The 22092-nt window shown below is 64.7% G+C and carries 21 protein-coding genes and 2 tRNA genes; 13 read left to right on the forward strand and 10 right to left on the reverse strand.

Going from position 1 to position 22092, the window contains the following annotated elements; translation table 11 throughout:
• Positions 1-12: 12 nt before the first annotated feature.
• Positions 13-3690, reverse strand: a complete 3678-nt coding sequence (locus V5A38_RS03315) for an LAGLIDADG family homing endonuclease (protein WP_332324327.1) — start codon at positions 3688-3690, stop codon at positions 13-15.
• A gap of 142 nt (positions 3691-3832) precedes the next feature.
• Between V5A38_RS03315 and V5A38_RS03320 the strand changes: the two genes are divergently transcribed.
• Positions 3833-3964: a hypothetical protein gene (locus tag V5A38_RS03320; protein WP_332324328.1), complete on the forward strand. Its 132-nt coding sequence runs from the start codon at positions 3833-3835 to the stop codon at positions 3962-3964.
• A 140-nt stretch (positions 3965-4104) separates the two neighbouring features.
• Here the strand turns inward: V5A38_RS03320 and V5A38_RS03325 are convergent, their stop codons facing one another.
• Positions 4105-5484 carry an MATE family efflux transporter gene (locus V5A38_RS03325; protein ID WP_332324329.1) on the reverse strand — a complete coding sequence of 460 codons (1380 nt, stop codon included), beginning with the start codon at positions 5482-5484 and terminating at the stop codon, positions 4105-4107.
• Between the two features lie 100 nt (positions 5485-5584).
• Here V5A38_RS03325 and V5A38_RS03330 point away from each other — a divergent pair, with 100 nt between their 5' ends.
• From V5A38_RS03330 to V5A38_RS03340, 3 genes are all read left to right on the forward strand, one after another.
• The gene (locus V5A38_RS03330; RefSeq protein ID WP_332324330.1) at positions 5585-5929 is read left to right on the forward strand and encodes a hypothetical protein; all 345 of its coding nucleotides are present in this window, start codon (positions 5585-5587) and stop codon (positions 5927-5929) included.
• Positions 5930-6013: 84 nt separating this feature from the next.
• Positions 6014-6514, forward strand: a complete 501-nt coding sequence (locus tag V5A38_RS03335) for a TRAM domain-containing protein (RefSeq protein WP_332324331.1) — start codon at positions 6014-6016, stop codon at positions 6512-6514.
• Between the two features lie 48 nt (positions 6515-6562).
• On the forward strand, positions 6563-7075 hold the full coding sequence (locus V5A38_RS03340; RefSeq protein ID WP_332324332.1) for a Tfx family DNA-binding protein: 513 nt from the start codon (positions 6563-6565) through the stop codon (positions 7073-7075).
• 47 nt (positions 7076-7122) lie between these two features.
• On the opposite strand, the gene V5A38_RS03345 is transcribed toward V5A38_RS03340, so the two are convergent.
• A complete protein-coding gene (locus tag V5A38_RS03345; RefSeq protein WP_332324333.1) occupies positions 7123-8169 on the reverse strand; it encodes a sugar phosphate nucleotidyltransferase in 1047 nt (348 codons plus the stop codon).
• A gap of 93 nt (positions 8170-8262) precedes the next feature.
• Positions 8263-8538 carry a hypothetical protein gene (locus V5A38_RS03350; RefSeq protein WP_332324334.1) on the reverse strand — a complete coding sequence of 92 codons (276 nt, stop codon included), beginning with the start codon at positions 8536-8538 and terminating at the stop codon, positions 8263-8265.
• A gap of 208 nt (positions 8539-8746) precedes the next feature.
• Between V5A38_RS03350 and V5A38_RS03355 the strand changes: the two genes are divergently transcribed.
• Together V5A38_RS03355 and V5A38_RS03360 are read left to right on the forward strand one after the other, a co-directional pair.
• Positions 8747-9676 (forward strand): replication factor A, encoded by a 930-nt coding sequence (locus V5A38_RS03355; protein WP_332324335.1) that lies wholly within the window; start codon positions 8747-8749, stop codon positions 9674-9676.
• 1 nt (position 9677) lies between these two features.
• Positions 9678-10301: a DNA-binding protein gene (locus V5A38_RS03360; RefSeq protein ID WP_332324336.1), complete on the forward strand. Its 624-nt coding sequence runs from the start codon at positions 9678-9680 to the stop codon at positions 10299-10301.
• Positions 10302-10474: 173 nt separating this feature from the next.
• Here the strand turns inward: V5A38_RS03360 and V5A38_RS03365 are convergent, their stop codons facing one another.
• Positions 10475-10669, reverse strand: a complete 195-nt coding sequence (locus tag V5A38_RS03365; protein WP_049980416.1) for a cold-shock protein — start codon at positions 10667-10669, stop codon at positions 10475-10477.
• 103 nt (positions 10670-10772) lie between these two features.
• On the opposite strand from V5A38_RS03365, the gene V5A38_RS03370 reads away from it, so the two are divergent.
• Positions 10773-11159: a ribbon-helix-helix protein, CopG family gene (locus tag V5A38_RS03370; protein ID WP_332324337.1), complete on the forward strand. Its 387-nt coding sequence runs from the start codon at positions 10773-10775 to the stop codon at positions 11157-11159.
• Here the strand turns inward: V5A38_RS03370 and V5A38_RS03375 are convergent, their stop codons facing one another.
• Positions 11160-11615: a DUF5814 domain-containing protein gene (locus tag V5A38_RS03375; RefSeq protein WP_332324338.1), complete on the reverse strand. Its 456-nt coding sequence runs from the start codon at positions 11613-11615 to the stop codon at positions 11160-11162.
• A gap of 120 nt (positions 11616-11735) precedes the next feature.
• Between V5A38_RS03375 and V5A38_RS03380 the strand changes: the two genes are divergently transcribed.
• Positions 11736-11806: transfer RNA gene (locus V5A38_RS03380), tRNA-His, on the forward strand.
• 175 nt (positions 11807-11981) lie between these two features.
• Here the strand turns inward: V5A38_RS03380 and V5A38_RS03385 are convergent.
• On the reverse strand, positions 11982-13160 hold the full coding sequence (locus V5A38_RS03385; protein ID WP_332324339.1) for a CBS domain-containing protein: 1179 nt from the start codon (positions 13158-13160) through the stop codon (positions 11982-11984).
• A gap of 116 nt (positions 13161-13276) precedes the next feature.
• Between V5A38_RS03385 and V5A38_RS03390 the strand changes: the two genes are divergently transcribed.
• The gene (locus V5A38_RS03390; protein ID WP_332324340.1) at positions 13277-13654 is read left to right on the forward strand and encodes a cupin domain-containing protein; all 378 of its coding nucleotides are present in this window, start codon (positions 13277-13279) and stop codon (positions 13652-13654) included.
• A 40-nt stretch (positions 13655-13694) separates the two neighbouring features.
• Here the strand turns inward: V5A38_RS03390 and V5A38_RS03395 are convergent, their stop codons facing one another.
• Positions 13695-13898, reverse strand: a complete 204-nt coding sequence (locus V5A38_RS03395) for a hypothetical protein (protein WP_332324341.1) — start codon at positions 13896-13898, stop codon at positions 13695-13697.
• Between the two features lie 135 nt (positions 13899-14033).
• On the opposite strand from V5A38_RS03395, the gene V5A38_RS03400 reads away from it, so the two are divergent.
• The 3 genes from V5A38_RS03400 to V5A38_RS03410 all read left to right on the forward strand — a co-directional run bounded on the left by V5A38_RS03400 (position 14034) and on the right by V5A38_RS03410 (position 18237).
• A complete protein-coding gene (locus V5A38_RS03400) occupies positions 14034-16139 on the forward strand; it encodes a DEAD/DEAH box helicase (protein WP_332324342.1) in 2106 nt (701 codons plus the stop codon).
• Positions 16140-16241: 102 nt separating this feature from the next.
• Positions 16242-18116, forward strand: coding sequence for an SLC13 family permease (locus V5A38_RS03405; RefSeq protein WP_332324343.1), 1875 nt, complete (start codon positions 16242-16244; stop codon positions 18114-18116).
• Between the two features lie 48 nt (positions 18117-18164).
• Positions 18165-18237: transfer RNA gene (locus tag V5A38_RS03410), tRNA-Pro, on the forward strand.
• A gap of 454 nt (positions 18238-18691) precedes the next feature.
• Here the strand turns inward: V5A38_RS03410 and V5A38_RS03415 are convergent.
• Entirely contained in the window at positions 18692-19012 is a 321-nt protein-coding gene (locus V5A38_RS03415) for a hypothetical protein (protein ID WP_332324344.1), read from the reverse strand.
• A 113-nt stretch (positions 19013-19125) separates the two neighbouring features.
• Here V5A38_RS03415 and V5A38_RS03420 point away from each other — a divergent pair, with 113 nt between their 5' ends.
• Entirely contained in the window at positions 19126-19368 is a 243-nt protein-coding gene (locus tag V5A38_RS03420; RefSeq protein WP_332324345.1) for a hypothetical protein, read from the forward strand.
• A gap of 536 nt (positions 19369-19904) precedes the next feature.
• Here V5A38_RS03420 and V5A38_RS03425 read toward each other — a convergent pair.
• Positions 19905-21863, reverse strand: coding sequence for a BGTF surface domain-containing protein (locus tag V5A38_RS03425; RefSeq protein ID WP_332324346.1), 1959 nt, complete (start codon positions 21861-21863; stop codon positions 19905-19907).
• Positions 21864-22092: the final 229 nt, after the last annotated feature.

Consider the following 22092-nt stretch of genomic DNA (forward strand, 5'->3'; position numbering starts at 1 on the left):
CCTGTTCGGCGGTTACGTCGTCCGCAGATGGCCCTGGACGGGTTCGTACAGCTCGCCCTTCCGGCGGAGGTTCTCGATCTCGCTCTCGGCTTTGTCGGCGTCCATGCCGACCTCACCCGCTCGCTCGAGCACCTCCTCGATTGGCGCGCCCTCATCGTACTCCTGTTCCACATCGGAGATGAGTTCACGGATGGATTTGATGCGGTCGCGCTGGGACTTGCTGGTCCCCGTCTCGACCACGTCGGCGTCGAACTCCCCGGTTTCGGGGTCGACGCCGATGTTCTCCAGACAGGAGCGCACGATATCGATGACCCGGGTGGCGTCCTCCGCTTCGACGGTGTCCGAGAGACGTACCCGCGCCGAGGCCTCCGAGAGCCGAACCAGCGCCTCGAGCTTTCGGGCGGTGACCGGCACCGGGGCGTCCTCGTCGGCGCCTTTCGCGCGCAGGTTGACGTAGAACTCCTCGATGGCGTCTTTCGCCTCGTCGGTCATCGTCGGGTAGACGTTGCGCTTGGCGTAGGCGATGTACTTCCGCAGGAGTTCGGCCTCGATGTCGGGGGCGACCTCCTCGGTGACGTTCTCGACCTCCTCGGCGGTGAACTCCGAGGTGGGAGTGTTCTCGCGCTGGGTGTTGAGCTCGCCCGCGTAGTTCGTCTTGATGATGTGCTCGGCCAGCCGGCTGTCGTGCTCGGGGTCGGGCTGGTCGGTGACGGTGAAGATCAGGTCGAACCGGGAGATGAGCGCCGGCTCCAGGTCGATCTGCTCGCCGATGGGCTCGTACTGGTCGAACCGGCCGTATTTGGGGTTCGCGGCGCCGAGCAGCGAACACCGGCTCTTCAGGGTGGCGTTGATGCCGGCCTTCGAGACGGAGATCTGCTGCTGTTCGAGCCCCTCGTGCATCGCCGAGCGATCGCTCGAATCCATTTTGTCGAGCTCGTCGACTGCGGCGATCCCCTTGTCCGCGAGCACGAGCGCGCCGGCTTCGAGGGTCCACTGCTGACCGTCGCCGAAGTCGTCGCGGACAGCGGCAGCAGTGTTGTGGGTTACGACCCCGTTTGCGAGGAAGTTGTGTGTCTCCGGAACCGTGAGATCGAACAGTTCTTTCTCACCGGAGTCCTCGGCAGCGGTTACCTCGTCCCAGACGAGGTCCGCTTCAACCGCTTCCTCGATGATAGACTCGATATCCCCGAGTTCCCGGTCACCGAGCATCTCTCGGGCGCGTTCCCGGCTCGGATCGTCTCCGCGGTTGAGGTCCTGGTAGAACGCGCCGCCGGCGCCATCTGCTCGCAGGAGCGCATCCCCCACCGGGAGTTGCTCGCCACGGCGCGGTGCGTCGCCGGCGATCTCGGAAAGCGCCTTGGACTTCGTCGTCGAACCGAAACCGATGCGGTCGGCGTACGTGTCGAGTTCCGCGCCGTAGATAGCGAGGTGGGTCTGGAGAGAGGTCGACTCGATCTCGTAACCATCCTCGCGCTCGTAGGTTCCACGTCGGTCTCGTACGCGCGTTCGCGAGCGAACACCGTAGCTCTCGAGCATGAGTTGGACCTGGTCGGCGAGCCGGTCACAGACCGTCGAGAACTGGACGCTCGACCCGCCGTCTTCACGGCCACAGACCGACCCGTCGGCGTCGAACAGTCCGCGCAGGAACGCGTCGGCGTGTTCGGTAGTGGTGAGCCGGGAATCTAGCGTGATATCGTCTTTCGGCGACTCGACGCCGAGATTGCTGAAGAATCGGGCGACGGTTGCGCTGTGGAGGCGGATGCAGGGGAGGCGTTCGTCTTGATACTCGATGTCCGGGCGCTTCCCGAACTTCTCGTCCATGATGTCGGCTGCCTCACGGAGCAGTTTCTCGTCGCCGTTCGAGATGCGAACGTGGCCCCGGTTCCCGCCGCGTCGTGAAACCATCACGTCGCCGTCACCGAAAACGAGGCCGATGAGGTACATGAGGTCAGCGTCGAAGCTGTCGGGAATCCGGACTCCATCCCCGTGGCGGAGCATCGCCCGCTCGAGGTCGATATCGGAACGGTCGGCACCGATGGCGTCCAGTACCGCGTCGAGTCTGTCCTGTGGAAGGTGCCGGTTCCACAGCGAGTCGTAAATGAAGTCCTCTGGGAGGCCGAGCGCGGCGGCGGCGTCCCGCAGCGTTCCGAACTCTTCTCGAAGCCCGTCGACGAGGAGCGTCGTCGATTTATCGCTCGGTTTCAGCTTCTCCTCAGTGAACTCGATGAACTCCATCGGGTCCGGCGAGATGCGCTCGATATCGGTGTACGACGGAACCGCAACGTGGTCGCCGGTCTCGACCTCGGAGATTTCGCGCCACTCGATGCCGTCCTCGCTGCAGACGAGAATCGGGGTGTTCGTAGAGGTTTCCAGTTCCTTCCCGTGGGCCGTCTTGATTCGCCGGCAGGGTTTCTTCGGCATCCGCCAGATGTGCGAGCTCTCCGCGAGTTCGATGCTTTCGGCGTCCCGGTCGTATGTGTAGAGGCTATGAGCCGCCGGGGCTGCCGTCTCCTCCTCGACCGGGTCAGGGTGATGTTCGGTGGCAAGGTCGCGGATCGGAGTGAACCCGTCCGCGGTGTGGACCATGGTGTCACCGGTGACACAGAGCCCCGCTGCGGACGATCCTTTCCCGGAGGTGTACACCGAACGGGGGGCGACCTGTTCGACGTATGAGATCATCTGAGATTTTCCCGTACCCGGATCCCCGATCAACAACAGATGCAGGTCCCCCCGAATCCGTGAGCCGTCGGGAAGATGTTTCGTCACACCGGAGAACAGTTGCAGCGCCATCGCGAGTTTCTCCTCCTCGTAGCCGTAGATGGCCGGCGCGAGCGAGCCGACCATCCGGTCGTAGATGTCGGGGTCGTTCGAGAGTTCGACGATTTCCGCGATATCCTCGTCGGTGATCTCCATGTCCTCGAACTCCTCGTCCTCCATCTCGACGGTGACCCCATCCATGTAGAGGTCGAACAGCGCCGTCTTCTCCTGGCCCTGGGTCACCTGCTCGATGTGGAGCACGCCCGTCACGGTGACGTGGTCGCCGGCGGTAACGTTGCCCGTGATGTCGTCCTCGACGTCGACGTCGATGTTCTGGGGCGTCTCGCCACCGCGTAGCCCCTCGGGGCTCTCCTGGACGCGAAGCTTCTGGGAGTCGACGAACTCCGACTGGTCGTGGTTGACTTTGAACGGCCCCTGGCGCTCACAGCCCTGACACTCGTGGGGCTCCTGGAACCCGGAGTCCGACTGGGGGATGTAGCTCATCGTCCCGCAGCGCTGGCACTCGAAGGCGGCTTCCGTGACTTTGGGCCGCACGTCGGTTGCCTTCCGCACGATGCCCTGAATCGAGACGAGTGAGCCGATATGGTCGTCCTGCACCCGGAGGTTCCGGATGTCGACGGTGTGTTCGGCAGGGAGGTTCCGGAGGCGAACGTGCGCCTGCCCGAGGCTCACGTCCGCGGGGAGGTCATAGAGCCGCAGCGCCTCCTCGGCGTACTCCTGCATCTGCTCAGGTTTGGTGAGGTAGTCCTCGGCGATATCCCGGTCGAAGGTGAACAGGTCGTTGTATTCGACGTAGAGCGACCGCCGCTCGTTGGGATACTCCTGTGCGAGCCGGCCGATTTCGTCCCGGCAGTAGTTCCGGTAGAACTGGATGAACCGCTCTGTGAGTTCCTGGTTCCCTGCCTGAGCCATCTTACACTCGCTTTCGGCTTCATGGGTTAAGAGCTATCGGCTCCCCAGTCCGACCCGAACTCCGGCGAAATCTGTTTCGATACCTAACTGTTCTGGTACCGGCGAAACAGTTAAGAGAGACCCCACCATGTCTCATGTTGTCATGGCTATCAGTGGTGACGACATCCGACGACGGACCGGCGTTGAACGCGTCCTCTCGTGGCTCGATACTGAGGACGAGGAGCTCACGGCCGAAGCCGCGTACCAGACGCTGGAAGACGAGTATCTCTACTGACGGCCCCACGGCGCCCGGGTGGGAGAGGCATAGCGACGGCAGACGGGTTCGAGTTGTTCGGTTTCGCTGATCGCCTACCACTCAGCGGCATCTGCGGACCAGAAGACACGTGTGATGGTCAGCGCCACCGAGTGACGCGCTCAGCTCTCGATTCCGTCAGTGCCACGTTCGGCCATCATCCCTGCGGCGCGGTCCGCCCAGCCGGAGAAGTGGAAGCCGCTGGCGACGATACTCGCCATCCAGAGGAAGCTCGCGGCGATGGCGACGTAGGCGCCCAACGCCTCCCAGCCAAGGACGACGCCGAGCAGGTAGGTCAGGCCGAGTTGGAAGACGAACACGCCAGTGACGCGGGCGAGGAACGGGATGCGCGTCTCGCTTGCTCCCTGCAGGCTGCCCGACAGCACCGAGAAGACGACGAGACCGGTCGCCGTCAAGCCGTACACCTGCGCGAACTCGACGGCGAACTCGACGGTCTCGGGGTCCTCGGTGAACAGGCTGACGAACGCGTCCGCGGCGAACACCAGGCCGAGGCCGATAACGCCGACAGTGGCGATGCCCAGTCCCGCGACGGCCCAGCCCTCGAAGCGCGCGCCGCCGGGGTCACCCTCACCGAGGCGCTGGCCGACGACGACGCTGGCGGCGACGTTGTAGCCCCGGGAGAGCGGCCCCGTCACCTGCTGGTACATCCGGCGACCGATCTGGAAGCCGGCGTTGACCGGTTCGCCGAACCCGAGCAGGATCGCGTTGAACGGGAACTCCGCCACCGTGGAGGCCATCCCCTCGGCGATTTTCGGCGCGCTCACGATGACCAGCTGTTTGGCGATGACGAGGTCCTGTGGCCACGCGAAGGAGGCCTCGGACCAGTCGGTCGCGATGGCGAGACAGAGCATCGTCGCGGTGAACACGTTCGCGATTGCGGTGGCGGCGCCGACGCCGACGACCCCCAGTCGGGGGAGCCCTAACGGCGCGAACCCCAGACCGAAGCCGAGGCTGCCGAGAATGTTCATCGCGTTGGCGACGACGTTGATGTACATCGGGGTCCGGGTGTCGCCGGTCCCCTGGAGCGAGCGCGCGGCGATGAGCGCGACGTGGCGTGCGGGCGCGGTGGCGAAGATTATCGCGAGATACGTCGATCCCAGCTCCACTACCTGGTCGCTCGCGCCGAGCAGGCGGATGGCCGGCTCGCCGAGGACGAAGCCGAAGATGATGAACGGAATCCCGAGCAGGAGTCCGAGCAGAACCCCCTGAGTGATGGCCTCGTCGCGGTTCGCCTCCGCAGCAGCACCGGTGTCCTGGCTCGACAGCGCGATGGTGCCGCCGCCGAGGCCGAGGCCGATGCGTAACGGGAGGCGAGCATAGAGGTCAGCGAGACCGATGGCGACGACGCTCGCGGGGTTGAACGTCGCGGTGATGACGACGTCGACGGTCCGCATCAGCGTGCGGAACGTCTGCTCGGCCATCACCGGCCAGGCCAGCGAGAGCACCCGCTTCCAGACGGAGCGAACGCGGGGCCAGTCCATGGTCGGGGCTGTCGTGGCCCTCTCTTCATGCTGCCGAAACCGGTTGTCGCGACGGCAAACAGTCGGTGCCGTTTTGCCCCGTCACCGCAAAGCGCCGGGCGTGTCGGACGTCGAGGACTGGCGCGCGGCGCTCTCGGACGCCGGGGAGCTCACCCCCGAGATAGCCGAAGCCATCCTCGACGCCCATGGCGACCGGGGGTCTCGCGCCATCGAATCCGTCTCCGAAGGGCGGGTGAAGGAGTACCGCGACTTCACCGTCGTCGTCGGCCACGAGGACGAGTACGTCGTCGAGGAGGGCGGCTGTACCTGCGCGGACTCCGCGTACAACGTCGACCAGGCGAAGGGCGAGCGCTGCTGGCACTCGCTCGCTGTGGACATCGCCGAGCGCGTGGGGCGGGTTGACCACCACGATATGTGGTACTCGGACGTTCGTGAGTTCATCTGAGTCGGTCTCCCGGCGACTGCGGCGAAACACCGTGAGACCCGGAAGTCAGAAACGTAAAGACCGTTGGCCACTAACCTTTGTTCAATGCCGGACTGTCCGCTTTCCGACGACTGTCCCAGCTTCTCGGAACGCATCGAGGGGATGGGCTGTCAACATTACGGCGACAAGGGGGGGGCGGAGTGGTGTAACCACTACGATATGCCCATCTACGAGCTCAAAGAACAGCCGGTGAAACCCGGCGAGGAGATCGTCGTCGACGTGACCGATATCCACGAGAGCGGAGCGGGCGTCGGTCGGACCGAGGACGGCTTTATCGTAATGATCGATGGACTGTTGCCGGAATGCCGGGCGAAGGTTCGCATCGACCAGGTGATGTCCAATCATGCGAAGGCGAAGAAGGTCATCGAGAAGCTCCCGATGGAGGGCGAAGCTGAAGACGGTGAGAACGGCGATGAAAGCGACGAGGGGGACGAGGTCGGATCCGACGAGGAGGCGGACGAGGAGGCGGAAGACGAGAGGCGTGACCGTCCCGAGCGCGAGCGACTCGGCTCACGCGACAACTTCTGGGGCGGCGACAGCGCCTGACTCCCGACGAACTGTAGCTTTTTTATCCGGCGCCGCTGAGTAGACAGTATGACCGAGGGCGATGCCGCGGCCGGCGGTGACGGCGGCTCCGATGCCGTCAGCGATCTCGACGCTGATGAACTGCTCTCACAGGCCGGCTTCGATGCCGAGCAGAGCGTCCTCACACGCCGACAGGCGCAGGTGCTCGCGCTCCGGGAGCGTGGCGTCCGACAGTCGGTTATCGCCGACCGGCTGGGCACCTCCCGGGCCAACGTCTCCAGCGTCGAAGCGAGTGCCCGTGAGAACGTCGCGAAAGCCCACGAGACGGTCTCGTTCGCCGAAGCGCTCACCGCGCCCGTCCGGGTGGCCGTCGAGCCCGGAACCGATCTTTACGACCTCCCGGAACAGGTGTACGACGCCTGTGACGAGGCGGGGGTGAAAGTGGGTTACGCTGCCCCAGATCTGATGAAGGTGGTCAGTGACGCCGCGGGCGACGCCGTCGGTGGCCGTGAAGTGCGCGAGGAACTGCTCGTCAGCGTGACCAGCGAGGGCCACGTCCGGGTCCGGCGGTCACGCGAATAGGTGGTGTCCGGTCTCACGCTCTCCAGCCCGTTTGTCGTCGCTGCCGCTCAGAACTCGTCGTCGGCTTTCAGCATCGACACCGCCTCGCGAACCCGTTGGGCCTCGCCTTTCGGGACGACCAGCACCCGGTCGTCGTAGGCGACCACGGCCAGCCCCGAGACGCCGACCAGCGAGACGTGTTTGTCGTCACTCGCAACCACGTTGTCGGCGGCGTCGATGGTGAGATGCTCACCGATCGCGACGTTCCCGTTGGCGTCCTGCGGGAGCAGCCGTTCGAGCGCGTCCCAGGAGCCCAGATCGTCCCAGGTGAACTCGGCGGGGACGACCGCCGCGTCGTCCACCCGTTCGAGCACGGCGTAGTCCACTGACACCGGGTCGACGATGTCGAAACCCGCCTCCAGCTCCCCGGCCGCCAGCCGATCGACGAGTGCGCCGAGCGGGGAGTCCGCGGCGGCAGAGAGGAACGATTCGGGCGTCCACGCGAAGATACCGCTGTTCCAGCGGTAGCCGGCCTCGACGTATTCGTTGGCCGTCTCGCTGTCGGGTTTCTCGTGGAAGCGGGCGAGTTCGCTGAACTGCTCGCCCGTTGCAGTCTGCCGTTCCGGGCCGGGTTCGATGTAGCCGTATCCCGTCTCGGGCCGGTCAGGCGTGACGCCGAAGGTGACAAGTCGCCCGGTTTCACCCGCGACGCGCGCGCCGCGCTCCATCGTCTCCTGGAAGGCCGTTGTGTCGGCGACGTGATGGTCGCTGGGCATGGCGACGACGACGAGCTGCTCGTCTGTGTCCTCCTCACCTGACTCTGCCCCGTAACGCTCCCGGATGCGGTGGGTCGCGTAGGTCAGTGCCGGCCCGGTATCCTTCCTGTCGGGCTCGACGATGACCTCCGCTTCCGGGGTGTGTTCGGGGACCTCGTCGACGAACTCGGGGCAGGTGGCGACGACGAGCTCGTCGGCGAAGCCCGCGCGCTCGGCCGTGCGGGCGAGGAGCGACTCCTCGCCGCCGATGGGGAGGAACTGTTTCGGCCGGTCACCGCGGCTGGCGGGGTAGAGTCGGGACCCGATACCGCCCGCGAGGATGAGGGCGACAGTGGTCATGCCCCTATCTCGGGGGCGAGGCTGTTCAACCCCGCGGAAGCGGGGGGAAGTTCAGGAAATGGCGAGCAGGGGGCGCCAGTGATTCTCCCTGGGTTACCACGTCTCGACGACGCCTTCGCGGATATCCTCCGCACAGCCCCGGCAGTCGGGGTGATCGGCGTCGAAACACGCCGGCTTCCCCTCGGCGTCGACGGCGACGGCGCGGCGCTCGGCGTGACGACGGCAGACGAGTTTCGCCCGGCCGTCCTCGTCGGTCGGGAGGTCGAACCTCGTGGTCCGCCCCTCGCGGTAGGCCGATTTCGCCTCCTCGAACTGCCGGCCGGCGCCACGGAGCTTCGTCCGGATGAACCGTTCGAGGCGGTCGTCCATACCGGCTGCAGTGGCCGTGGGCTCAAAGGCGCGTCGCCACAGCCGGCGGGTTCTGGGTCGCGCGCCAGGTGAGCGAAACCGCCGACGTTCTGGGTTGCTGTGGCGCTATTGCCGTGTTTCAGTTCCGCCGTGGTGGCGGAATTTTAAATAGTGGTGGGAACCAACCCTCGTATGCCTCCCAACGAAACACAGGCGGAGGCAGATCACCATGAGCGAGTTGGAGACACACGCAGCGGAGATAGCCGAACAGTTCTCGGACCAGCTACCCGTCAGCCAAGCCGACGTCGAGGAGCGCCTGCAGACGCTCGTCGGCGAGTACCGCGTCCCCCTCGAGGAGGCGCGCCGGAGCGTCGTCAGCCACTACCTCGACGAAGCGGGGATGGAGCGCGACGAGCTCGGCGGCGGCGACAGCGAACTCACGACGCTGGGCGAGATCGACGAGGACGAACAGTGGGTCGACCTGCGCGTGACGGTCGCCGACCTCTGGGAGCCCGGACACGACTCCATCGCACAGGTGGGGCTGCTGGGCGACGAGAGCGGGACGATGAAGTTCGTCGCCTTCGATACCTCGGACCTCCCCGAACTGGAGGAGCAAAAGAGCTACGCGCTCTCGAATGTCGTCACAGACGAGTACGAGGGGAGCTTCTCAGTGAAGCTCAACAAGACCACCGGCATCACCGAACTCGATGAGGATATCGAGGTCGGGGACGACGCGACGTCGGTATCGGGCGCGCTGGTCGATATCCAGTCGGGTTCGGGGCTCATCAAGCGCTGCCCCGAGGACGACTGCACCCGCGTGCTCCAGAACGGCCGCTGTTCGGAGCACGGACAGGTCGAGGGCGAGTTCGACCTCCGGATCAAGGCGGTGCTGGACGACGGTTTCGACGTCCACGAGGTCATCTTCAACAAGGAGATGACCGAGGAGCTGACCGGTATCGGACTCGAGGAGGCCAAGCAGATGGCCAAGGACGCCCTCGACACGACGGTCGTCGTCGAGGAGATGGAGGGCGACCTGATGGGCCAGTACTTCGAGGTGACGGGCCCGACGTTCGGCCGGTACGTGCTGGTCGACGAGTTCGAGCGCCTGAACGAGCCGGCGGATCCGGAAGCCGTGCTGATCAAAGCGAGGTCGATCTGAAATGAGTTCCACCGACGCCCCAACGCGCGAAGTCGCCCGACGCATCTTCGCCGCCGAGTTCAACGACGCCACGCACACGTTCAAGGAGTCCGACGACGAGCGAGCACCCGCCTACCAGCTGCTCCCGACCGGCGGCAAGGCAAACCGGGTGTTCTTCGTCGGCACGCTCACCGAGAAGGAGGACATCGGCGAGGACAACGAGTACTGGCGGGGCCGGATCGTCGGCCCATCAGGGACGTTCTTCGTCTATGCCGGCCAGTACCAGCCCGAGGCCGCCTCCGCGCTGCGTGAACTCGAACCGCCTGCCTACGTCGCCGTGGTCGGTAAACCGCGGACGTACGAGACCGACGACGGCAGCGTGAACGTCTCCGTTCGCCCCGAATCCATCACCGTCGTCGACGCTGCGACCCGCGACCGCTGGGTCGTCGAAGCGGCCGACCGGACGGTCGAGCGCGTCGCCGCATTCGACGACGACGGGAACGAATACGCCCGGATGGCCGAGGACCGCTACGACTTCGACCCCGAGCAGTACCGCGAGGTCGCGGTCTCGGCACTCCAGTCGATGGACGAAGGCGAGGGATCTGCCGACGCGGAGTCAGACGAACAGGCCGAGCCGACGCCGTAGTCGGCCATCGGTTTCGAATCTTTTCGACCGAGGCCGGCGATCGACTTCTTTGCGGGTGGACGTGGCTTCGAGAACCGAACGACGAGGCTATCGTTGACCGATATCTTCGAACCGCGAGCGCAGCCGCTCTGTACCGTGATAAACGGAGAAATCCGCTGAACGAAACGTCCGACTTAGAGTCGGGTGAGGTTCGTCGCGCGGGGGCCCTTGTCGGCCTGTTCGATGTCGAATTCGACTTCCTGTCCCTCTTCGAGGTCCGGGCCGCCCACGTCTTCCATGTGGAAGAACACGTCGTCGTCAGCGTCCTCAGTCTCGATGAATCCGTAGCCGCCAGTGTCGTTGAAGAAATCAACGGTTCCAGTCGCCATTGCACTCGTGAAAAAGGTGGCCCCATGCATAATGCTTTCGCGTCAGCCACTGACATCCCCGTGCCACGAACGTTTAAGCCGCGGCAGTGTCAATCTCTCACTAATGGGTACGAAGAGCAAGACCGTCTCGTTCCGCGTCGACGAGGACGCGTTTGAGGCGCTACGACAGATCGCCGAGGAGCGCGAGCTCTCGCTCTCGGCGCTGTTCCGGGATTACGTCGATACGCTCGTGGCCCACGACGGGCAGGTCGATCTGGTCCCCGCCGACGGCACCGGTGACGACGAGGCGGAGTTCCCGCCGACGGTGGAGGTTCCAAAGAGCTACATCCGTGAGCACGAGCGCCTCGAGCTCGAGGCCGACCACCTCCGCGAGCAGCTGGAGGAGCACAAGCGGTATCTCGATTATCTGCAGGACCAGTTGGACGATAACGAGGAGGAGGTCGTTCATCTGGAGGAACTCGACGGCGACGGCTCGTTCCGGATCGGATAGCTACCCCGAGAGCGCCTGTTTCGCGTTGCGGGCTTTCCGTGCCATCTCCTGGTCGCCTTCGACTTCCGCCAGCGACTCGACCGCCTCTAGCCGCCGAATTGCCTGGTCGAGGAAGGAGAGTACGTCCCCGGAGTAGGCGTACAGCATGTACTCTGCGGTCATCGTGTTGACGATGGCATCCGGGCCCATCCCCTGGGCGCGCAGTTCGAGCAGGTACTTGATGAACTTCCGCTCGGGGTGGCCACAGTAGGGGTTGTTGTCGCAGTCACAGTCGAGGAAATCCTCGGCGAAATCGAGCACTTTCTCGCGGGTCGCCTCGTCGAGTTTCTCGATGCCGTCACCGGTGAACAGCAGATCCATCGTCGCCCCCTTGAACGCGCCTTTCGGGATGGAGCGCTCCAGCTGGGAGGCGATCTGCCGGTGGTTTTTGATGTAGATCTTGTCGGTGATGGCCACTACCGTCCGATACGGGGCTCATCGAGAAAAGTCCCGTGCTCCTGTGCGGCCTGCGCGTGCGTGCCACAGGGCGGTCATGTCGTAACGTATTTCCCTCAAACCGTGGTAGGACAGGCTGTGTCCGGGCTGGGGTAGTGGTATCCTTCAGCCTTGTGGGGGCTGAGACGCGGGTTCGATTCCCGCGCCCGGACCTTCTGTCTCCGAGCAACGACGTGAGGAGGCTACAGTCCGTCGAGCGGGATCGAACCCTGCCAGTCGCGCACAGCGTGCAGTTCGTGCGAGCACGTCCGGCTCCAGTTCGATTCCCGCGGCCGCTCAAAATCGGCAGTATCGAGAGTCCGTCGTCGGGAGCGGTTCGCCGCGTACTCACCGGCTGAACGGTGTCGCACTCGGGCCCAGCGACTCGCCGCTGTCCCGGCCGCTGGACTGGATGATGTCGAACGCCGTCATCAGGTCGGTTCGGGAGATGATTCCGACGACCTCACCACGTTCGTCGACGACCGGGAGCCGACCGATGCTGTTGCGCTGCATCGTCTGCAGCGCTTCGAGCGCGTCCGTTTGAGGCGTGACACTGACGATATCCCGCTCCATCACGTCTTCGACACGAATCGCGTCGCGCTCCACCTCGTCGACGGTCTGGGCGTCGCCAAGCGTCACCACCCCGACGAGCTGCCCGTTCTTCAGTACGGGGTAGCCAGTGTGGCGCTCACGGAACATCCGGGTGATCAGTTCGGCGACGGTGTCCTCCGGCGAGACGGTTCGGAGATCGTCGCCGCTGGTCATCACGTCGCCGACCGTGACGCCGCGGAACGCCGCCCGCATCACGGTCTGCTGGGCCTCGCCCGCCGCACCCATGTAGATGAAGAACGCCAGCGCGAGCAGGTAGATGTTGAAGTTGAACAGGCCGAAGAGGCCGAGTAGGATCGCGAACCCTTTCCCCACCTCGGCGGCGATCTGGGTCGCCCGCGCGTACGATCGAGTCCGAGCCAGCAGTGCCCGGAGCACGCGGCCACCGTCCATCGGGAACCCCGGCAGCATGTTGAACGCCGCGAGTACGATGTTCATGAGCGCGAGATAGCCGATCACGAACGCGATCGCCGGCTGGCTGGCCGGGACGACCGAGAACGCCGCGTAGGCGCCGACACCCAGCGCGATGCTGACGACTGGGCCCGCGACGGCCACCTGTAGCTCGATCTTCCAGTCCTCGGGCATCTCGCTGAAGCGGGCGACGCCGCCGAGCAGCCAGAGGGTGATGGAGTCGATCTCGTAGCCGTACCGCATCGCGACGACCGAGTGGCCGAGTTCGTGGAGCAACACGCAGGCGAACAGCCCGATTGCGGCGATGCTGCCGAGCACGAACGGGAACAGCCCGCCGGTGAGGGTGGCGGCGTCGATGCCTGCGCCGAGGGCGTTGTTCAGCAGCTGTTCGACGATGATTTCCACGTCGCTGCCGATAATGTAGGCAAACAGCGGCAGTATCAGGAGGAACGTCGCGTCGAGTTTGATCGGGATGCCGAAGATGCTCCCCAGACGGATACCCTTCATGGAGAATCCTTCGGGACGATAAGTGAAAAAGGAGGGGCTCGGTGCGGGCATCGACCGGCGGACTGCCCCCGGTGAGAGCCCAATCGATTTACGGTCCGGCCGCCGAATAGTCAGGTATGGAAGAGCCCAAGCCGAAACCGGTCGTGAAGCACAGCGACGAGATCGAGTACGAGCCTCTCGACGCCGCCGAGGGGATGAACAAGGGCGTGCTGCTTTCCGACTCCGACGGTGCCCCGAACTTCGCGCTCCGGCGATTCGTCCTCGACGGCGGCGCATCGGTCCCCCGACACACGAACGAGGTCGAGCACGAACAGTACGTGCTCTCCGGGGAGTACGTGGTCGGCATCGAGGGCGAAGAGTACACCGTCTCAGCGGGCGACTCCCTGCTCATCCCCGCGGGCGCCGTCCACTGGTATCGTAACGAGACCAACGAGGAAGGAGCATTCCTCTGTGCGGTACCGAACGGCGACGACGAGATCCAACTCGAAGAGTGACCATCGCAGCGGGGTGGACTACCCGGCCGTCCGTCGCCGGTCAGTCGGCGATAACCACGGCGTCGACGCTTTTCGTGTCCAGCGGCCGTCGTGTAACCGCCGTCGAACACTCCGGACAGGAGAGCGTCAGCCGGTTACCAAGCTCGGTTTCCGTTTCCGTCTCGACCCAATCACCGCCGGGCGGGCTCTTGTGACCGCAGACTGTACAGAAGAGCAACGCCTTCTGTTTCGTGGAGGGTTTCATTACCGAATCGTACGAGTCGGGGGTGTGTAAAGGCTCTGTGAGGGTGTCTGCCAGTCACACGGGCGGTTCTCCCGGGGCCGCCGGTGTCGGCCGCCTACCGTATCCCTGAAATACCCGCTTGCCGTAGTAGCGAGTGTGTCACAGCAGGTCGCCCGGGCCGATACCCTCTTCCTCCACGAGGCCGGCGATGATTTCCTCGTCGTCATCGACCGCGACGGTTCCAGAGTGTTCCGCGGGACGCTCGAACTCAAGGAGACCGACGCAGGCCCCCGCCCACGGCGCTTCCTCAAGACGGAGGATTCGGGGGACGAGCCGCTGCGCCCCGAGGAGTTCGTCGAAATCGCCCGCAGCGCTAACCGCATCCGTATCTCCCAGCAGACCTCCACGGAGGCCCGCCAGCGACTGAAGTCGATGCTCGAGGGCTACCAGCAGGAGGCGCTGGTGGTTCGGACCTGTCGCTACTGCGCCAACGCGGGCCGCTACTCGCCGATAACCGAGGAGTCGGCCATCGTCGCCGACCGCGACCACATCTGCCAGGACTGCGCTATCCAGGAGCTGGAACGCGAGCTCTCTTTCAAGGGGCAGTTCACCGGCGCCGCACAGGACCGCCTCGAGGAGCTCCTGCTCGAAGTCGGGGACCTCGACCGCATCATCGACCTCCTGCAGGGGGAGCTCGATCCCGATCTGACGCAGTTCGACACCATCTCGGCCACAACTGACGAGGTGGACCCGTATCCGACGAGCGACCTGGACCTCCATCCCGTTCTCCAGGAGATGGTCGAAGACCGCTTCGAACACCTGCTCCCGGTTCAGAGCCTCGCCGTGGAGAACGGGTTGTTCGGCTCCGAGCACGTCTCGGGCGAGAAAACGGGCGGGACGGCGAAGCGTTCCCAGGGCCAGGACCAACTCATCGTCTCCGCGACGGCGACGGGGAAAACCCTCGTCGGCGAACTTGCCGGCGTCGACCGCGCGCTGCGCGGGGAAGGGAAGATGCTGTTTCTCGTCCCGCTGGTCGCCCTGGCGAACCAGAAACACGAGGACTTCGAGGACCGGTACGGTGACGAACTCGACGTCACCCTCCGCGTCGGCGGCTCTCGCGTGACGGGGTCGGGCGCCCAGTTCGACCCCAGCGCCGACATCATCGTCGGCACGTACGAGGGAATCGACCACGGGCTCCGGACCGGCAAGGATATGGGCGACATCGGAACCGTCGTCATCGACGAGATTCACTCCCTGAAGGAGGGCGAGCGGGGCCACCGCCTCGACGGGATGATCTCTCGGCTGAAACACTACTGCGAGCAGCGCGCCAGACAGCGGTCGAGCTACGACGGGGCTCAGTACATCTACCTCTCCGCGACTGTCGGCAACCCCGAGTGGCTCGCCAAGCGGCTGAAGGCGACCCTCATCGAGTTCGAGGAGCGCCCGGTGCCGATCGAGCGTCACGTCACCTTCGCGGACGGGCGCGAGAAGCTGCGCATCGAGAACCGACTGGTCAAACGGGAGTTCGACACCAAATCCTCGAAGGGCTACCGGGGCCAGACCATCATCTTCACCAACTCCCGGCGGCGCTGTCACGAGATCTCCCGGAAGCTGGAGTACAGTTCGGCGCCGTACCACGCCGGTCTCGACTACGGCAAGCGCAAGCAGGTCGAGCGCCGGTTCGGCAACCAGGATCTCTCGGCCGTCGTCACCACTGCCGCACTCGCCGCTGGGGTGGATTTCCCGGCCTCGCAGGTAATCTTCGACTCGCTGGCGATGGGAATCGAGTGGCTCTCCGTCCAGGAGTTCTCCCAGATGCTCGGCCGGGCGGGCCGGCCGGACTACCACGACAAAGGGACGGTGTATCTCCTGGTCGAACCGGACGCCGTCTACCACGGCTCGATGGAGGCCACCGAGGACGAAATCGCGTTCACGCTCCTGAAAGGCGAGATGGAGGACGTCTCGACGGTGTACGACGAGGCCGCGGCCGCCGAGGAGACGCTCGCGAACATCGTCGTCGCCGGAAAGCTGGCGAAGCGACTGAACGAGCGGATGCTCGGCGACGTCCCCACCAAGCACGCAGTTGGAAAGCTGCTCGAGTGGCGGTTCATCGACGGCTTCGAGCCGACGCCGCTGGGCCGCGCAGTGACCACCCACTTCCTCTCGCCGGACGACGCGTTCCGCATCCTCGAGGGGATTCGGGACGACAGCACCCCCTACGAACTGGTCGCCGACCTCGAACTCGCCGACCAGGAGCTCTAAGCTCGAGCCCACAGCCACCTCCGCCGGTCGTGTCGATCACTGAAACTCACTCCTCGAACGGCAATAGCTTATTTTTTGCCGGACCCCAGTCAGAGAACTGCTGTGATAACGATAACGCCGGGTATCGCTCTGGTCACACTCGTCGTGCTCATCGCGCTCCTGCTGTTCGCCACCGAACCGGTACCGGTGGACATCACGGCGCTGGGGGTGATGGTGACGCTGATGCTCGTCGAACCGCTGACAGCGGCGATGGCCGACGCCGGCCTCCTCGCGTCGCAGGTGACGATGATCCGGCCCGAACAGGGGCTCTCGGGCTTCGCCAGCCCGGCGACGATCACGGTACTCGCGATGTTCATCCTCAGCGAGGGGGTGCGCCGGACCGGCATCGTCCAGACGCTCGGCTCGTTCATCGCCAGCGCGACCGGCGACAGCGAGAGCAAGCAGTTAGGCGCCGTTATCGGCGTCGTCTCCCCCATCTCGGGGTTCATCAACAACACCGCCGCCGTCGCCATCCTGTTGCCGATGGTCATCGACGTGGCCGACCGTGGGAACACTTCCCCCTCGAAGCTGCTGTTGCCGCTCTCCTACGCCTCGATGTTCGGCGGCACGCTCACGCTCATCGGGACGTCGACCAATATACTCGCCAGCGACGTGGCCGCGCGGCTCGCGCTCCAGTACCCCGCCTCCGATCTTCACGCCATCTCGATGTTCGAGTTCACCGCGCTGGGGGTCGTCGTCTCCATCGTCGGCGTCGTCTACCTGATGACGGCCGGGCGCTGGCTCACGCCCGCACGAATCAACCCTCGCGGCGACCTCACCGAGGAGTTCGACGTCGCCGACTATCTCGCCGAAGTGACCGTCCGGGCGGACTCCCCGATGGTGGGCCGCACGGTCCGGGAGGCGCTCTCGGACTCGGAGTTCGACGTGGACCTGCTCCAGCTCACCCGTGGGGGTGAGGTGTTCCTCGAACCGCTCAACCCGAAGCAGATTCAGCCGGGCGATATCTTCACACTCCGAACTGACCGGGACACGCTACTGGCCCTGCTCGACGTGGAGGGGTTAGATCTCGTCCCGGACGTTATCGTCGACGAAGCGGAACTGGAACAGGCCGAGAGTGGGCACAACCTCGTGGAAATCGTGGTCGCGCCGGGCTCCTCGCTCGTTGGCGAGTCGCTGGCCTCCTCGGAGTTCCGCCAGCGTTACGATGCGACCGTGCTCGCGCTCCGGCGTGGGCGCGAACTGGTGCGCCGCCGCATGGACCAGATTCCGCTGAAAGTCGGTGACACGCTGCTGGTGCAGGCGACGACGGGCTCCATCGAGCGGCTGGAGGCTAACCGGGACCTCATCGTCGCCGGCGAGGTCGAGCGCCACGACTGGCGCGAGGAGAAGACCTGGCTCGCCATCGGCATCGTCGCCGCCGTCGTCGCCCTGGCGGGTGCGGGGATCCTCCCGATCGTCGTCTCGGCGCTTGCAGGCTCGCTCGCGATGGTTATCACGGGCTGTCTCAAACCCGGCGAACTGTACGACGCGGTGCAGTGGGACGTGATCATCCTGCTCGCGGGCGTCATCCCGCTGGGCATCGCACTGGAGCAGACCGGGGCCGCCTCGCTGCTCGCGATGGGTGTCGTCGCCTCCGCCGACTTTCTGCCGGTCATGGGCGTGCTCGCGCTGTTCTACCTCGTCACGGCGCTGCTCACCAACGTCATCAGCAACAACGCGAGCGTCGTGTTGATGATCCCCGTCGCCGTCGAGGCGGCCCAGTCTATCGGCGCCAGCGCCTTCGCGTTCCTGCTGGCGGTGATGTTCGCGGCCAGCACGGCGTTCATGACGCCCGTGGGCTACCAGACGAACCTGTTCGTCTACGGCCCCGGCGGCTACCGCTTCACGGACTACCTCAGGGTTGGTGGCCCGCTCCAGCTGCTGCTGATGGGCGTGACGACGGTGGGCATCACCGTGCTGTTCGGTCTCACTCCCTGAGCCAGGTTGCGAAACGCTTTAGCGGATGACCCGCGCAGTGATTTGTACGGGATCGTGGGTTAGCTTGGTATACTTCGGGCCTTGGGTGCCCGTGACCCCGGTTCGAATCCGGGCGATCCCATAGCAGGCATAAGCATTGCGGAGGTTATTGCCGAAATCGGGGGCCGTCGCCCTGAACTACTCCTCGACCACGAGCACCGGTGCTTCCCTCGGGACGTCGACAGTCTCCCAATCTGTGACTACTGCGGTTGCTACATCGAGGAGATTGATCAGCCGTGCGCGGCTCTTCACGACGGAGTGTGTGCGCCATGAGACGGTGGTGTGGAACCTGCGGCTCCCGCCTCGTGACGGAGACGAAGCCCGGGAGCGGTATCCCCCGCCGCGTCTGCCCGAACTGCTCGGGAGGTGACGGCCGGTGAGCGCGGACAGCCCGCGGTCGCCGCCGTCGACGGACCCGAACGCGCCGGGCGAGCCGGTGGACTTCGACGCGCTCGCCGGGACCGACGCGACGAGCTGGCGCCGCGGCGAGCCCGAGATCGCGCTGATCGAGAGCACGGGCCGCTACGGCTATCTCGTCACCCTGCCGGGCTGTCGGTGTCGAGGACGGCCAGCACGTCGGCCAGTTCGACTGCAAAGCGTGGGAGCACCACGACGGCCCGTGTGCCCACCTCTGTGTCGTCAGGAAGGCCGCCTTCATCGACGCTACGGACGTGGAGGACGAGCCGGTGCGCATCCCCCGGCTGGACCTCGACGCCCATGAGACGGACGAACGGGCCGTCAGGCGTGACCAGGAAGACGTGCGTCCCGGTCGTCGTGCGGGTGGCGTCGACGGCGTCGGCGACGCGGTAGGTTACTTGGCGGCCATTCTCCTTCCGATGGACCGTGTCAGGTGCCATAGATGGCAATCTGGGGACCGGGATACTCGGCGGCTGGGGAACCTGATACTGGCGTACCTATTTGCGTATATATTCGCGTAGGTATTTTACCAATCTACGGGGAAGAGGTAGGCGTGGCGACGAAATCTCGGCCCAGCCGGGTGGCGGCTGAAGCGAAGACTGGTAGCGACTCCGACGTGGTCCCGCTGGGGCAGCGGACCCTCGGCAGCAACGACGGCACGCCCACAGTTTCACTCCCGAAGGGGATGGTCGAGCGTCTCGGCATGGTGCCGGGCGACAATCTCGAGCTCGGCTACGACGCCGAGGCCGACGAGTTCCGCGTTCGACGGGCGGACGGCTTCGAGGGGTGGGACTGATGGATTACTGCCCGATTCATCGCATTGAGTACCTCAGCACTAGGTACGACGGGTGCCCGCTCTGCCAGCGCGACGAGACCAACACTGCGGCGGGGGGGACGGCATAACCGACAAAGCGGCGAGTCGGACAGCGGTAAGTACAGACAAGACAACTACTGTCTGTGTCAACCAGCCGGTACTCCTATCCTCGCATGGGATTCGGAGATTCGTTTGCTGACTAACTCTATTTCGGCACAGAAGGGGTCACTTCTGCTCGGAATCGGGAGACTCCTGGCACTGCCTGATTAGCGGGGCAGGTAGACCGCCTCGGTTGCTAGTTACGGCGGGGGGCAACCACCGAAAACAGCCGTTCAGCGCGTTGATCAGAGATGGAGTAGAGTATTGTCGGATTCATCCTCGCCCTCTGGGGTAATTTTCTCCTCGAACTCCCGTGACGGCGGTGCTGTCGCTGTCCGGGATAGCGTTCGAAAGAAAGGGAGTGTCGAAAGGACCGGCGCGAAGCCGGTTATTCGTTACTGGTGGTCAGCGAGAGAACGTTAGTTCTCGCGGCGACCGGCCAGCAGTGCGGCAGCGAGCAGAGCCACGAGGGCGACTGCGACGCCGAAGCCGGGCGTCTCAGTCGTCGTGGTCTCCGTGTCGGTGTCCGGCTCGGTAGCCGTTGCCGTATCGGTTGCCGTTGCCGTCGCAGTATCGGTTGCCGTTGCCGTTGCCGTGTCGGTCGGCGTTTCCGTATCCGGCTCTGCCGTATCCGTCGGCGTCGCCGTTGCTGCTTCGACGACTTCACCGTCAGCAGACGTGACCTCATTGCCAGCCTTGCGGACGGTCACAGTGAACGTGTCGCCTGCAGTCTGGTCGCTCATGTCGAACGAAGCGGAGAACGTTCCGTCAGCAGCGACCGTGACGTCCTGCGTGTTGAAGAAGCCGGGGGCCACGTCCGTCGTCGATCGGACGCGAACCGTCAGCTCCGTCCCGGGTGCGTAGTTCGTCGTCCCGGAGACAGCCTGGTCGGCGGCTGCCTCAACTTGGACTGGGTCACTGTCGAGCGACGTCGACGGTGCGGCGACCTCGAAGGTCGCGCTCACCGACTCGTGGTCCTCGGAATCTGTGCTGCGGAGGAGACGGTCGTTAGCAACCGTGAAGGTTGCCTCGTACTCGTCACCTGCGGCGGGCGGGTTGCCGGCCTCAGTCTCGAGGTCGTCAGATTTGATGATGACGTAGTACGCACCGTCACCCTCCAGGAACGACGGGTTGGATGCCGAGACGTTGATTTCCTTCGCGTCCTGGTTCTGGATCGGGTTGGTCTGAACGATGCTGAGCGTCACGGAACCGTTGGCGATGGCGCCACTGAGACCGCCTTCGGCCTCAACGACCCCGTCCAGACCGCTTGCGCTGATCTGGTGGATCGTGTAGTCGCCTGCCGTGAAGGAGCCGTCGGCTTCCGTGACCACTCCATCCTCGATGAGCGACACGATGTCGCCTTCGGTAGTTTCGCCGTCGCCGTCAGCGTCGAAGGCAGCGTCGCTCGGTGCGGTCCACAGAGCGAAGCTGTCAGTCGAGCGGTCACCGATGACGAGTGCGCCCAGATCCTGGGGCTGGTCAATGGCCATGGCTGCGTCTCCCGTGCTCACGGAGAGCGAGTAGTCGCCCTGCGCGAGGAGCGCGCTGATCGGGGTCTGGTCGTCTACGGTTGCAGTGTCGTCGCCTGTTGCGGAGGCGGCCATCATGCTCCCGTCACCCGCAGCGTAGGTGTTGAACTGGATCGTCACCTCACCGTCATCGTCCACGTCGGTGAAGGAGACGTTTGCCTGGTAACCATCAGTGGCTTCGTCGCCGATGATCATGGTGCCGCTGTCGGCTGCACCGGAGATCTCGACGTCGATGGCGGCGATGCCACCTTCAGAGACCTGGTAGGTGTTGGCCGTGAAGTCGATCTGGCCAGTGGCGACATCGTTGACCATGATCTCAGTGGAGTTCGAGACACCGGTGTCGTTCACCGTCGACGTGACGGTGTAGTTACCGGCGTCTGCGCCACTGAAGTTCGCGGTGAACGTGTCTGCGGAAGTGCCGGCGACGACGAGTTCGTCCGTGCCGTCAGCGTCGGCGTCTTTGACCGTCCCGGCACCGCCCAGGACACTCTGGAGGGTGCTCGCTGCGATAGCGGAGCCCTCGTAGGTGGCAGTCAGAACGTGCTCGTAGTTTGCGCGGTTCGACTCCGCGTTGAAGTCGACAGTCGTGTCCGCGCCGCCGTTGTTGACCGAATCAGCAGCGAAGTCTACGGAGAGGTCCTGCTCTGCGAGCTCGAAGTTGTAGTTCGTGCTCGTGTTGGTGATGAAGTAGTCACCGGTTGGTCGGCCTGCCGTGTCGAACGTGACAAAGCCATCAGCACCGGTGCTCTTCTGAACAACCAGCGTCGAACCGGTACTGGTGTTCCGGCGGAGCTGAACGTCAACGTTGTCAGCAAATGCCGAGACACCGACGGTCTGACCGGCCCACACCAGCGGCTTTTGGGTGGAGGAAGTCAGAATTTTGTCAGCGGATCCAGTCTGGCTGACTGCCTGAATTGTCAGGGACTGAATTGCGGCGCTATTAATGTCGGCACCCGTGGTGTCGGTAACGCTCAGGGTAGCGTCCGCGGTAGTGTCGGACTGAACATAGCCCCAATCAACAGTCGCTGTGAAGCTGACTGTGATTGACTGGTTCGCCGGACCAGTACTCTGGTTGATG

The sequence above is a fragment of the Halolamina sp. genome, assembly GCF_036626355.1.
Classification (GTDB): domain Archaea; phylum Halobacteriota; class Halobacteria; order Halobacteriales; family Haloferacaceae; genus Halolamina.

Coding starts and splice junctions, on each gene's coding strand:
- V5A38_RS03360 (WP_332324336.1), top strand. CDS start 9,678: ATGAGTTCCACCGACGCCCCAACGCGCGAAGTCGCCCGACGCATCTTC.
- V5A38_RS03335 (WP_332324331.1), top strand. CDS start 6,014: ATGCCGGACTGTCCGCTTTCCGACGACTGTCCCAGCTTCTCGGAACGC.
- V5A38_RS03350 (WP_332324334.1), bottom strand. CDS start 8,538: ATGGACGACCGCCTCGAACGGTTCATCCGGACGAAGCTCCGTGGCGCC.
- V5A38_RS03340 (WP_332324332.1), top strand. CDS start 6,563: ATGACCGAGGGCGATGCCGCGGCCGGCGGTGACGGCGGCTCCGATGCC.
- V5A38_RS03395 (WP_332324341.1), bottom strand. CDS start 13,898: ATGAAACCCTCCACGAAACAGAAGGCGTTGCTCTTCTGTACAGTCTGC.
- V5A38_RS03415 (WP_332324344.1), bottom strand. CDS start 19,012: ATGGCACCTGACACGGTCCATCGGAAGGAGAATGGCCGCCAAGTAACC.
- V5A38_RS03355 (WP_332324335.1), top strand. CDS start 8,747: ATGAGCGAGTTGGAGACACACGCAGCGGAGATAGCCGAACAGTTCTCG.
- V5A38_RS03345 (WP_332324333.1), bottom strand. CDS start 8,169: ATGACCACTGTCGCCCTCATCCTCGCGGGCGGTATCGGGTCCCGACTC.
- V5A38_RS03390 (WP_332324340.1), top strand. CDS start 13,277: ATGGAAGAGCCCAAGCCGAAACCGGTCGTGAAGCACAGCGACGAGATC.
- V5A38_RS03370 (WP_332324337.1), top strand. CDS start 10,773: ATGGGTACGAAGAGCAAGACCGTCTCGTTCCGCGTCGACGAGGACGCG.
- V5A38_RS03315 (WP_332324327.1), bottom strand. CDS start 3,690: ATGGCTCAGGCAGGGAACCAGGAACTCACAGAGCGGTTCATCCAGTTC.
- V5A38_RS03320 (WP_332324328.1), top strand. CDS start 3,833: ATGGCTATCAGTGGTGACGACATCCGACGACGGACCGGCGTTGAACGC.
- V5A38_RS03385 (WP_332324339.1), bottom strand. CDS start 13,160: ATGAAGGGTATCCGTCTGGGGAGCATCTTCGGCATCCCGATCAAACTC.
- V5A38_RS03365 (WP_049980416.1), bottom strand. CDS start 10,669: ATGGCGACTGGAACCGTTGATTTCTTCAACGACACTGGCGGCTACGGA.
- V5A38_RS03325 (WP_332324329.1), bottom strand. CDS start 5,484: ATGGACTGGCCCCGCGTTCGCTCCGTCTGGAAGCGGGTGCTCTCGCTG.